The organism is Amycolatopsis sp. NPDC051071 (assembly GCF_040682875.1).
Taxonomy (GTDB): domain Bacteria; phylum Actinomycetota; class Actinomycetes; order Mycobacteriales; family Pseudonocardiaceae; genus Amycolatopsis.
In genome coordinates, this window is record NZ_JBFBBY010000017.1 from 83,912 (window position 1) to 95,216 (window position 11,305).

At 67.8% G+C, this 11,305-nt stretch carries 11 protein-coding genes; 10 read left to right on the forward strand and 1 reads right to left on the reverse strand.

What is annotated here, in order from left to right; all coding sequences use genetic code 11:
* The first annotated feature begins 856 nt into the window (after positions 1-856).
* From AB0M65_RS08970 to AB0M65_RS08985, 4 genes are all read left to right on the forward strand, one after another.
* Positions 857-2,383, forward strand: a complete 1,527-nt coding sequence (locus AB0M65_RS08970; RefSeq protein ID WP_364023742.1) for a sugar transferase — start codon at positions 857-859, stop codon at positions 2,381-2,383.
* A gap of 149 nt (positions 2,384-2,532) precedes the next feature.
* Positions 2,533-3,147 (forward strand): malonic semialdehyde reductase, encoded by a 615-nt coding sequence (locus tag AB0M65_RS08975; RefSeq protein ID WP_364023745.1) that lies wholly within the window; start codon positions 2,533-2,535, stop codon positions 3,145-3,147.
* A gap of 181 nt (positions 3,148-3,328) precedes the next feature.
* On the forward strand, positions 3,329-5,356 hold the full coding sequence (thrS, locus tag AB0M65_RS08980; RefSeq protein ID WP_364023748.1) for a threonine--tRNA ligase: 2,028 nt from the start codon (positions 3,329-3,331) through the stop codon (positions 5,354-5,356).
* Positions 5,353-5,889: an HIT domain-containing protein gene (locus tag AB0M65_RS08985; protein ID WP_364023751.1), complete on the forward strand. Its 537-nt coding sequence runs from the start codon at positions 5,353-5,355 to the stop codon at positions 5,887-5,889. The genes thrS and AB0M65_RS08985 overlap by 4 nt, the downstream gene beginning before the upstream one ends.
* A gap of 92 nt (positions 5,890-5,981) precedes the next feature.
* Here AB0M65_RS08985 and AB0M65_RS08990 read toward each other — a convergent pair whose 3' ends face one another.
* Complete coding sequence (locus AB0M65_RS08990; protein ID WP_364023753.1) at positions 5,982-6,524, reverse strand: YceI family protein; 543 nt, start codon at positions 6,522-6,524, stop codon at positions 5,982-5,984.
* Positions 6,525-6,640: 116 nt separating this feature from the next.
* Between AB0M65_RS08990 and AB0M65_RS08995 the strand changes: the two genes are divergently transcribed.
* The 6 genes from AB0M65_RS08995 (at position 6,641) to AB0M65_RS09020 (ending at position 11,096) form a co-directional block, all read left to right on the forward strand.
* Positions 6,641-7,183: a MarR family transcriptional regulator gene (locus AB0M65_RS08995; RefSeq protein WP_364023756.1), complete on the forward strand. Its 543-nt coding sequence runs from the start codon at positions 6,641-6,643 to the stop codon at positions 7,181-7,183.
* 101 nt (positions 7,184-7,284) lie between these two features.
* Entirely contained in the window at positions 7,285-7,926 is a 642-nt protein-coding gene (gene pgsA, locus AB0M65_RS09000) for a phosphatidylinositol phosphate synthase (protein WP_364023759.1), read from the forward strand.
* On the forward strand, positions 7,923-8,840 hold the full coding sequence (locus tag AB0M65_RS09005) for a phosphatidylinositol mannoside acyltransferase (RefSeq protein ID WP_364023762.1): 918 nt from the start codon (positions 7,923-7,925) through the stop codon (positions 8,838-8,840). The genes pgsA and AB0M65_RS09005 overlap by 4 nt, the downstream gene beginning before the upstream one ends.
* 22 nt (positions 8,841-8,862) lie before the next feature.
* Positions 8,863-10,008 carry a glycosyltransferase family 4 protein gene (locus tag AB0M65_RS09010; RefSeq protein WP_364023788.1) on the forward strand — a complete coding sequence of 382 codons (1,146 nt, stop codon included), beginning with the start codon at positions 8,863-8,865 and terminating at the stop codon, positions 10,006-10,008.
* Complete coding sequence (locus AB0M65_RS09015; RefSeq protein ID WP_364023764.1) at positions 10,005-10,487, forward strand: NUDIX hydrolase; 483 nt, start codon at positions 10,005-10,007, stop codon at positions 10,485-10,487. The genes AB0M65_RS09010 and AB0M65_RS09015 overlap by 4 nt, the downstream gene beginning before the upstream one ends.
* 123 nt (positions 10,488-10,610) lie before the next feature.
* On the forward strand, positions 10,611-11,096 hold the full coding sequence (locus AB0M65_RS09020; RefSeq protein WP_364023767.1) for an XdhC family protein: 486 nt from the start codon (positions 10,611-10,613) through the stop codon (positions 11,094-11,096).
* Positions 11,097-11,305: the final 209 nt, after the last annotated feature.

Sequence of the window (11,305 nt, forward strand, 5' to 3'; positions counted from 1 at the left end):
TTTTTCGTTAGGGGCGCCGGGGTCCACGCAGCCGTCCGGCGGCAACCGATCCGCAGGTCGGACGCGGGATATGTGGGGGCGGTAGTTCTACCGTCGCGGGCCCGGTGAGTAGAGCGCCGGTATTCGCCCGGTTGCGTGGCGGACCTCTGGGCCGGGTATCTCGGAGACCGTCGCGCGGTCCCGGTCCGGCCGGTGTGGACATTCATCCGAGAGTTCGTTTCGCGCGACGAAGACGTCGCATGACCGGGCGGTCGAGACGACATTGTGATCCTGAGCACTTCGCGGTCGTGAAAAGGTCCAGACCATGGCGTACGTGATGCGGGGCACGGTGGAGCCGCTCACCTGTCCGGCCCCGGCGGCGGGGTCGCCGTGACGCTGACGTGATGTGACGAAACGCGACCCCGGTGACCGATTGACAAGGTAGGTCGACGCGAGGTGGGTCTGCCTCCGAGGCCCCGGTGCCCTGGCGCCTCGGAATCCACAGTGGACCGGCTGGAGATCGACTTCCCCGAACCGTCCACTGTGGAGTTTTCGGGGCTGTTCGGCCGTTCGGGCGCGCGGTGCTCCAAGTGACGGGGAGCCCGGGGAATTCATGACTACTTTGCGTAGTTGTTCGGGGATACGGTCTATTACCCATCGTCATCATCTTGTTATCAACATGGCATTCATTTGCCGGAAGCGCGCACAGGATGTGGCTGGAAATCCTTGTAACGATGGCCGGAGAGTGGCCGATACCTTGGCGTGTGTCGCCCCATCGGCCGCTGAACGAGCTTGAGAATCGATCACTCTTCGAAATCACTCTCATTCACTCAGCGTGTTGGTCCGGCGTTCGGGAATTCCCACTCCGGGAGGTCTGATGGAAGAGTCGGTGCGGCCGTCGTCCACCGTCAAGGGGGCGCCGCAGCACATCGACCTTCAGTCGATCCCGCTTCCCCCGCAAAGGGGTGCGGGTATCGCCGCCGCGGTCGACACCACGTCGGCGCGGCCGCCGTACGCGGCTTGGGAATCGCGCTACCGCGCCTGGGTCATCGGTAGTGACGTTTTCACCGCTTTCGCGCTCATCGTGATGAGCGCGTTCCTGATCGATCGCTCCGATCCACACGACATGCACGCGCTCGGTACCGCCATGGCCTTCCTGTTCGGGCTGTCGGTCTGCCGCGCCTGGAGCCCGCGAGTGCTGGGCGAAGGCGCGGAGGAATACCGGACCCTCGGCCGGGGCCTGGTGGCGACCGCGGTCCTCGTCGCGCTGGGCGGTCTGCTTTTCGGCGCGCTCGAGGTGCAGCCGTGGGTCTTCATCGTCGTCCCGATGATCTCGGTCTTCATGTTCCTGCAGCGATACGCGCTGAGACAGGTGCTGCACCGGCGCAGACGGCTCGGTGAATGCCTGCTGCCAGTACTCGCCGCGGGAAGTCCCGACACGGTCGCCGACCTCATCGCCCGCACCAAGGCGGATCCTCATGTCGGCTGGCGGGTCGAGGCCGTCTGCACCTACACCGGTACCGGCGCGGAGCGGGGGAGTGGTGAGGTGGAAGGGGTCCCGGTCGTCGGGAAGCTCGACGAACTCGCGGGCCACGTCCGCCGTGGCGGCTACCGCGTCGTCGCCGTGACCGCCGATCAGCACTGGAACCCCAAGCGCCTGCAGCGGCTCGCCTGGGACCTGGAAGGTACCTCCGCCGAGATGGTGGTCGCCCCGATGCTGATGGAGGTGGCAGGTCCCCGGCTGAACGTCTCCGGTGTACTCGGCATGCCGCTGTTGCGGGTCAGCGCGCCGATGTTCACCGGCGGCCGCCGTCTGGTCAAGGAAGTGCTCGACCGATGCGGCTCCGGCCTGTTGCTCACCCTGATGTCCCCGCTGCTGCTGGCGATCGCGATCGCCATCAAGTTCGACGACCGCGGCCCGGTGATCTACCGGCAGCGCCGTGTCGGCCGCGACGGCCACACCTTCACCATGCTGAAGTTCCGCACGATGGTCGCCGACGCCGACAAGCTCAAGCAAGGCCTTCAGACGGACAACGAGGGCGCTGGGCCGCTGTTCAAGATGCGCAAGGACCCGCGGATCACCAAGGTCGGTGGGATGTTGCGCCGGTACTCCCTCGACGAGCTGCCGCAGTTGTTCAACGTCGTGAGCGGCCGCATGTCGCTCGTCGGTCCCCGCCCGCCGTTGCCGGAGGAGACCGCGAAGTACGCCCCCGACGCGCGCCGTCGCCTGCTGGTGAAGCCGGGGTTGACCGGGCTCTGGCAGGTCAGCGGCCGCAGTGATCTCAGCTGGGCCGAGAGCATCCGCCTCGACCTGCGTTACGTCGAAGACTGGTCCCTTGCCCTGGATTTGGTGATCCTTTGGAAGACCTTCCGCGCCGTCGTGCAGGGACGCGGGGCTTACTAGGACTTACGTTTCGCGGCCGCCGTTCCCCTCGGAGACGGCGGCCGTTCTTGTGATCGGCCACACACGCAGAGATAGTTGAATGTGAAATAGTTCAGTGCTCAACTAGGTTGTGGCGAGTACAGGAAACGTACGGAAGGAAGAACCACGTCATGACCACCAGCGTTGAGCCGATCGAAGCCCTGGACCTCCCGCAAGACGTCCAGGACCTGCTGTTCCGCGAGGCCCGTACCGCGAACAGCTTCAGCGACGAGCCGGTGACCGACGAGCAGATCCGCGCGATCTACGAGCTGGTCAAGTGGGCCCCGACGTCGATGAACAACCAGCCGCTGCGTGCGCTGGTCATCCGCACCGAAGAGGGCAAGAAGCGCCTCTCGCCGCTGCTGTCCGAGGGCAACCGCGCCAAGACCGAAGCCGCGCCGGTGACCGTCGTGCTCGCCGCCGACACCGAGTTCCACGAGCACCTGCCGCGGACGTTCCCGCACTTCCCCGGCGCCAAGGACATGTTCGCCGACGAGGCGCGCCGCGTCGAGGTCGCCAAGCTCAACGCGCTGCTGCAGGTCGGCTACTTCATCATCGGCGTCCGCGCCGCCGGGCTGGCCGCCGGCCCGATGACCGGCTTCGACAACGAAGGCGTCGACAAGGAGTTCTTCGCGGACAAGCCGTGGAAGTCCCTCGTCGTGGTCAACGTCGGCAAGCCGGGTGACAGCCCCTGGTACGGCCGCCTGCCGCGGCTGGACTTCGACGAGGTCGTCGAGACTCTCTGACCCCGTCGCGCGATACGCGAAGGCCTCTTTCCGATGGGAAGGAGGCCTTCGTGGTCGTTGGGGTAATGCGCGTGAGCCGCGTGGCAGGTGACGACTAACATCACCAGCAAACATCCGCTTTCTTCGCGAGGAGTCCACCGTGTCCCAGCCGTCGTCAGTAGCAGCCGCAACCGCCTCGCGCGTGGTGGTACCGGCGGGCACTACGGCGGGCTCCGCGGTCCGGGAAGCGGGGCTCCCGACAAAGGGGCCGGACACGATCGTCGTCGTGCGCGACGCCGAGGGCAACCTCCGCGATCTGGCCTGGGCGCCGGAAACCGACGTCGAGGTCGAGCCCGTCGCGGCGAACACCGACGACGGCCGCAGCGTCATCCGCCACTCGGCGGCCCACGTGCTCGCGCAGGCCGTGCAGCAGCAGTTCCCGCAGGCCAAACTCGGTATCGGCCCGCCGGTCAAGGACGGCTTCTACTACGACTTCGCCGTCGACACCCCGTTCACCCCGGAAGACCTGCAGGCGCTGGAAAAGCGCATGAAGCAGATCGTGAAGGGCGCGCAGCAGTTCTCCCGCCGCGTCTTCGACTCGGTCGACGAGGCCAAGAAGGAACTCGCCGACGAGCCGTTCAAACTCGAATTGGTCGACCTCAAGTCCGAAGACTCCACTGTGGACACCACCGAGGTGATGGAGGTCGGCGGCGGCGAGCTGACCATCTACGACAACCTCGACCCGCGCACCAAGGAGCGCGTGTGGAGCGACCTCTGCCGCGGCCCGCATGTGCCGACCACCAAGTTCATCCCGGCGTTCAAGCTGACCCGCGTCGCCGCCGCGTACTGGCGTGGTGACGACAAGAACCCGCAACTGCAGCGGATCTACGGCACCGCATGGGAATCCACCGAGGCGCAGGACGTCCACCTGGAGCGCCTCGCCGAGGCCGAGCGGCGCGACCACCGCAAGCTCGGTGTCGAACTGGACCTGTTCTCCTTCCCGGACGAGATCGGCTCCGGGCTGCCCGTGTTCCACCCCAAGGGCGGGATCATCCGGCAGGAGATGGAGAACTACTCGCGTCAGCGGCACGTCGAGGCGGGCTACGACTTCGTCTACTCGCCGCACATCACCAAGGGCGCGCTCTTCGAGACCTCCGGTCACCTCGACTGGTACCGCGACGGCATGTACCCGGCGATGCACCTCGACGCCGAGCACAACGAGGACGGTTCGGTCCGCAAGCCCGGCCAGGACTACTACCTCAAGCCGATGAACTGCCCGTTCCACGACCTGATCTTCCGTTCGCGCGGGCGTTCCTACCGGGAACTGCCGCTGCGGATGTTCGAGTTCGGCTCGGTGTACCGCTACGAGAAGTCCGGCGTGATCCACGGCCTCACCCGTGTGCGGGGCATGACGCAGGACGACGCGCATATCTTCTGCACCCTGGAGCAGGTCCCTGGTGAGCTGAAATCCCTTTTGGACTTCGTGCTCAACCTGTTGCGCGACTACGGCCTCGACGACTTCTACCTCGAACTGTCCACTCGGAACGAAGAGAAGTACATCGGCTCCGAAGAGGTGTGGGCCGAGGCGACCGAGGTCCTGCGCACCGCGGCCGTGGACTCCGGTCTCGACCTGGTGCCGGACCCGGGCGGCGCGGCGTTCTACGGGCCGAAGATCTCCGTGCAGGCGAAGGACGCGCTGGGCCGCACCTGGCAGATGTCGACCATCCAGCTGGACTTCATGCTGCCCGAGAAGTTCGAACTGGAGTACACCGCCGGCGACGGCAGCCGTCAGCGCCCGGTGATGATCCACCGCGCGCTGTTCGGCTCGATCGAGCGGTTCTTCGGCGTGCTGACCGAGCACTACGCCGGCGCGTTCCCGGCGTGGCTGTCGCCGGTCCAGGTGGTCGGCATCCCGATCACCGAAGGCCAGGTGGAGCATTTGCGCGGGGTCGAGAAGGCGTTGCGCGCCAAGGGGATCCGGGTCAACGTCGACGCGAGCGACGACCGGATGCAGAAGAAGATCCGTACCCACACCACGCAGAAGGTCCCCTTCATGCTGCTGGCGGGTGCGAAGGACGTCGAGGCGGGCGCGGTGTCGTTCCGGTTCCGCGACGGCGGCCAGATCAACGGCGTCCCGGTGGCCGACGCGGTCGAGGCGATCGCCGGCTGGGTCCAGCGCCGTGAGAACTCGTCGCCGACGGTGGCGGGTTTGGAGGCGGTCCTCCGGTGACGGGCCCTGATGGCCCCGAAGTCGTCGGACAGGACGGTGTGGGGGTCCCGGACGCGTTGCAGCGCCTGTGGACCCCGCACCGGCTCGCCTACGTGCAAGGGTCGAAGAAACCCGGCGAAGGCTGTCCGTTCTGCCGTCTGCCCGAGAAAAGCGACGAGGACGCGCTGATCCTCGCTCGCGGGAAGACGGTGTACGCGGTGCTGAACCTGTACCCGTACAACCCCGGGCATCTGATGGCCGTGCCGTACCGCCACGTCGCGGACTACCCGGATCTGACGCCGGAGGAGACCGTCGAGGTGGCGGAGTTCACCCAGCACGCGATGCGCGTGATCCGGGAGGTGTCTTCGGCGCACGGGTTCAACATCGGGATGAACCAGGGTGTGATCGCGGGTGCCGGGATCGCGGCGCATTTGCACCAGCACGTCGTGCCCCGGTGGGGTGGCGACGCGAACTTCATGCCGGTGATCGGGCATACGAAGGTGCTGCCGCAGTTGCTGGGGGAGACGCGGCAGCTCCTCGTGGACGCCTGGTAACTCCGGTCCGGCCCAACGGCTCAAGTGTCAGGAAAGGGTCTTTCAGGACGTTTTTTGTCCTGAAAGACCCTTTCCTGACACTCCAGGGCGGCTCAGCCGTTGAGCGCGGCCTGCAGCTCGATGTCGATCTTGACCTTCTCGGACAGGAAAGCGTTGCCCTCCGGGCCGATGCCGAAGTCGCGGCGATTCACGGTCGCGGTGGCCGAGACGCCCAGTGTGGTGGCATCGTTGTTGGCGGGGTTGGTGCCGACGCCGTTGAACTCGGCTTCGAGCGAGACGGGGACGCTCTTGCCGCGCCAGGTGAGCTCGCCGTCGATGACGTAGTCGCCGCCGTCCTCGCGGATGCCGGTCGAGCGGAAGGTGATGGCCGGGTGCTCGTCGACGTGGAAGAAGTCCTCGGACTTGAGGTGCGTGTCACGTCCGTCGACGCCGCTGGCGACCGACGAAGCGTCGATCTCGACGGTGACCGTGGACTCCAGGATGTTCTCGGCGGTCACGACCTCGCCGGTGAAAGCCGTGAAGTTACCGCGGGACTTCGCCAGTCCGAGGTGCTTCACGGTGTAGGCGATGTTGGAGTGGGCGGTGTCGACCGTCCACTTGCCTGCGACGTAACCGGGGATTTCGGTGGTGGTCATGAAGTCGATCTCCAAAATCTGTGATGTGCCTGTGGTGAACCCTCGGCCGGTTGAGCGCTCAACCACGACTGTAGCGCAATTTGGTTGAGCGCTCAATCAGGGGTAGAATGAGCGACATGTCCGAACCCCGATGGCTCTCCGACGAGGAGCAAAAAGTCTGGCGTGACTTCTCCGAGGCCACGCGGATGCTGCAGGCGCATCTGGAGGGCCAGCTCCAGCACGAGGCGGGCATGCCCCACACCTACTACGAGGTGCTCGTCGCGCTGTCCGAGGCGCCGGGCCGTCAGCTGCGGATGAGTGAACTCGCCGACGCGCGCAAGGCGTCGCGCAGCAGGCTCTCGCACGCGGTCGCGCGGCTCGAGGCGAACGGCTGGGTACGCCGTGAGTCGTGCCCTACCGACAAACGCGGCTCTTGGGCGGTGCTCACCCCTGAAGGCTTCGCCGCGCTGGAGAAGGCCGCGCCCGGGCACGTCGAGGCTGTTCGCGAGAGTCTTTTCGACCCGCTGACCCCCGAACAGGTGAAGGCGCTCGGCGAGATCAGCGCGGCCGTGCTGGGACGGCTGTCGCCGAAATGTGCCGCGGCCGAGGCGGAATTCGCGTTGCGGGAAGGGACTCTCGCGGACCTCGAAGAACCGGCCGAACTCGCCAAAGCGGATTGATCGAGCGCCCGTCCAGGACGGGCGCTTCGATGTTGTCGGTGCGGGTGGATAGGCTTCGGGCGGCCATCCGACCCTGCTGCTTAGGTGCACCTGAAGAACCGATGCTCAACATTTTCGCGCGCGCCTCCGTTTCCCGCGTCACCGACCCGATGGGGAAGGTGCTCGTCCGCGCCGGTCTGACCCCCAATGCGATGACCGTGATCGGCACGGCGGGCGCGGTGCTCTGCGCGCTCGCGTTCTTCCCGAACGACATGCTGCTGTGGGGCACCTTCACCGTATGGGGCTTCGCGATGCTGGACCTGCTCGACGGCGCGATGGCCCGCGCCCGCGGGTACGGCACGGCGTTCGGGGCCGTTCTCGACGCGACGTGCGACAGGCTGGTCGACGGCGCGCTTTTCGCCGCGATCGCGTGGTGGTGTTTCGTCCACGACGACAACCGCCCGGCCGCGGCGGCCGCGCTGATCTGCCTGGTGCTCGCACAGGTGATCTCGTACGTGAAGGCCCGGGCCGAGGCCTCCGGGCTGGAGGCCGACGGCGGCCTCGTCGAGCGTGCCGAACGGCTGATCATCGCGCTCGTGGGAACCGGACTGCATGGTCTGGGCGTTCCGTACACCGTGGACATCACCCTCTGGCTGCTCGCCGTTCTTTCGGTGATCACGCTGCTCCAGCGGATAGCCGCGGTGGCCAAGGCGGCGAGGGCCGCCAAGGCCGCCGGGCCGCCCGCCGGGGAAGGCAGGTCATGAGCGGGATCTCCCAGCGCCTGAGCGACTTCGGCTACGCGGCGGGCTGGCGGCTCGCGCGCCTGCTGCCGGCGTCGGCCGGCTCGGTGACCTTCGGGCTCGGCGCGGACCTCGCCGTCCGGCGGGACGGCGGCGGCGTACGCCAGCTGCGGAGCAACCTCGCCAGGGTCGTGCCGCAGGCCGACGAGGTCGAGCTCGACGAGCTGACCCGCCGCGCGATGCGGTCCTACGCCCGCTACTGGCACGAGATGTTCCGGCTGCCCTCGATGGACCACAAGGAGGTCAGCCGCAAGGTCGCCCAGTCCATCACCGGGGTCGAGAATCTCGACGCCGCGCTCGCCGAGGGCAACGGCGCGGTGATGGCGCTGCCGCACAGCGGCAACTGGGACGCCGCGGGTGTCTGGCTAGCGGATTACCTCGGCGGTTTCACCACGGTCGCGGAGCGGCTGAAACCCGAGTCGCTGTATCAGCGGTTCGTCTCCTACCGTGAGTCGCTCGGTTTCGAGATCGTGCCGCTGACCGGCGACAGCTCCGCGATGCGCGTCCTGCTCAAGCGGCTGCGGGAGAACAAGGCGATCTGCCTGGTGGGGGACCGGGATCTGACGAATTCGGGCGTGCCGGTGAAGTTCTTCGGCGAACAGACCAAGATGCCGGGCGGCCCGGCGCGGCTGGCCGCGACCACCGGCGCCGCGCTGATCCCGGCAGGCTGCTGGTTCACCGAGGACGGCTGGCAGATCCGGCTGCATCCGCGAATCCGCGTCACGAACCGATCCGAGGTCCCGGCGGCCACCCAGGCACTGGCCGACATTTTCGCCGGGGACATCGCCGCACATCCGGCCGACTGGCACATGATGCAGAAGTTCTGGCTCTCCGACCTCGAAGCCGAGGAACACGCTGACCTCGGCGAAGCGAGTTGAGCCGATGGCTCAGGCGCGGGTCGTGAAGATCGGGATCGTCTGCCCCTACTCGTTCGACGTGCCGGGCGGCGTACAAGGGCACGTCATCGAGCTCGCCAAGGCGCTCCTCGCGCGTGGCCACGAGGTCTCCGTGCTCGCACCGGCGGACGAGGACTCCGACGTCCCGGATTTCGTCGTCCCCGCGGGGAAGGCGCTCGGCATTCCGTACAACGGCTCTGTCGCGCGGCTGCAGTTCGGCCCGGTGTCCTACGCCAGGGTGCGGCGCTGGATCCGGGACGGCGAGTTCGACGTCCTGCACCTGCACGAACCGGCCGCCCCCAGTCTTTCCCTGCTGGCGCTGAAGGTCGCGGACGGCCCGATCGTGGCGACCTTCCACACCGCGACGACGCGTTCGCGCACGCTGTCGGCGTTCCAGCCGGTACTGCGTCCGCTGCTGGAGAAGATCACCGCGCGGATCGCGGTGTCGGCGCTGGCCCGGCGGGTCCAGGTCGAGCACGCCGGCGGTGACGCGGTCGAGGTCCCCAACGGCGTCGACGTCGACTTCTTCTCACGCGCGCTCCCGCTGGACGGCTATCCGCGGGCGGGTGGCACGGTCGGATTCGTCGGGCGGTACACCGAGCCACGCAAGGGGATGGGGGTGCTGCTGGAGGCGCTGCGGCTCCTGCTGCCGGAGTTCGAGGACCTGCGGCTGCTGGTCGTCGGCCGCGGTGACGCCGATCAGCTCCGCCGTGAGGCCGGGCCGGACCTGGCACCGCATATCGACCTGCTGGGCCAGGTCGACGACGAGACGAAGGCGCGGGCGCTGCGCAGCGTCGACGTCTACTGCGCGCCCAACACCGGCGGCGAGAGTTTCGGGATGATCCTCACCGAGGCGATGGCGGCGGGGACACCGGTGCTCGCGAGCGGGCTGGACTCGTTCCGTCGTGTGCTCGACGACGGGAAGGCCGGGATGCTGGCCGAAACCGGGGACGCGGCCGCGCTGGCAGGCGGTCTGCGTGAACTGCTCGGTGACCCGGCGCGGCGGGCCTCGCTGGCCGCGGCCGCGGGCGAGCGGGTCGCGATGTTCGACTGGTCCGTCGTCACCACGCAGGTCCTGCGGGTATACGAGGCGGCGATCGCCGCCGACCCCCGGCGGGTCGGCGCGGGTGAACGTGAGTTCAGCCGGTGACGACCTGGGTGTGGCTCGGCGGCCTCGTGGCCGCGATCGTGGTGCTGGGCGGGCTGTTCCTGCTCGCGACGGCGAACCGGCTCGACAGGCTGCACGTCCGCACGGACGCGGGCTGGGCGGCACTCGACGCGGCACTCGCGCGGCGCGCCGTAGTCGCCAGGGCGGCTGCGGTGATTCTCGGCGACGATGACCTGCGTCGGCTGGCCGAGCGCGCCGAACACGCGGAGCGGCCGGATCGCGAAGCCGAGGAGAACGAGCTGACGTTGCGGCTGGCGCGCGTCGACCGTACGACGTTGCCGCCGCCGCTGGCGGAAGAACTGAACGACGCCGAGCACCGCGTCGTCATCGCGCGGCGGGTGCACAACGACGCCGTCCGCGACACACTGCACCTGCGGCGGCGGCGGAAGGTCCGCTACTTCGGCCTCGCCGGGACAGCCCGGCTCCCGGAATACTTCGAAATCGCCGAGCCCGACTTCTGACCCCGCGTTTAGTCCTCTAGTTGCGGTAGTTCGTGTCACCAACTACCGCAACTAGAGGACTAAACGCGGCGGTTGCGTGTGCATGGAGCGCGACTGGAGGACTACTTGCGGGAGGATGGGCGGATGAGCGAGCGGGTTTTGGTGGCGGTGTTCGCGACGCCGGTGGCGTCGTTCCTCCTGCGGTACGGCAAGGACCTCGGGTACACGCCGGTGTTGTTCGAGCCGGACGGCGCGCGGGCGACGGACGTCGAGAACGGCTTCGACGTCGTCTCGACGGTGCCGGAACTCGGCCCGGACGCCGACGTGGTCGTCACCGACCACAACCGGCTTGAACTCGGCGAGGCACTCAAGGCCGTGCTGGAGCGCCCGTCCCGGTGGGTCGGGGTGCTGGGCAATCCGCGCCACGCCGGACCGCATGTGGTCGCACTTCAGGCGCTGAACGTCCCCGAAGCCCAGATCGCGCGCGTGCACCGCCCCGTCGGGCTGAACATCGGCTCGCGCACGCCGCCCGAGATCGCCGTCGCCACCCTCGCCGGTCTGCTGGCCGATCGGAACGACCGTCCTGGTGGCTTCGAGTTCCAGCAGTCAGGCGCAGGCCTGACGCCCTAGATGGTTGATTTCGTGATAGGAGGCTGGGCCACTCCAACCAGGGGGTGCCATTCACGACTCCCTGGACCGACTCGCTCGCGGGGATGTCGCGAAGGGCACTCACGCCCCCACGTGACCCAAGGGTAGTCGCGGTGTCTTGAAGGCCCCCTTTGAGACGTTGATCGTCTCAAAGGGGGCCTTCAGGACATGCCCGCGACCAAGGGCGGCTG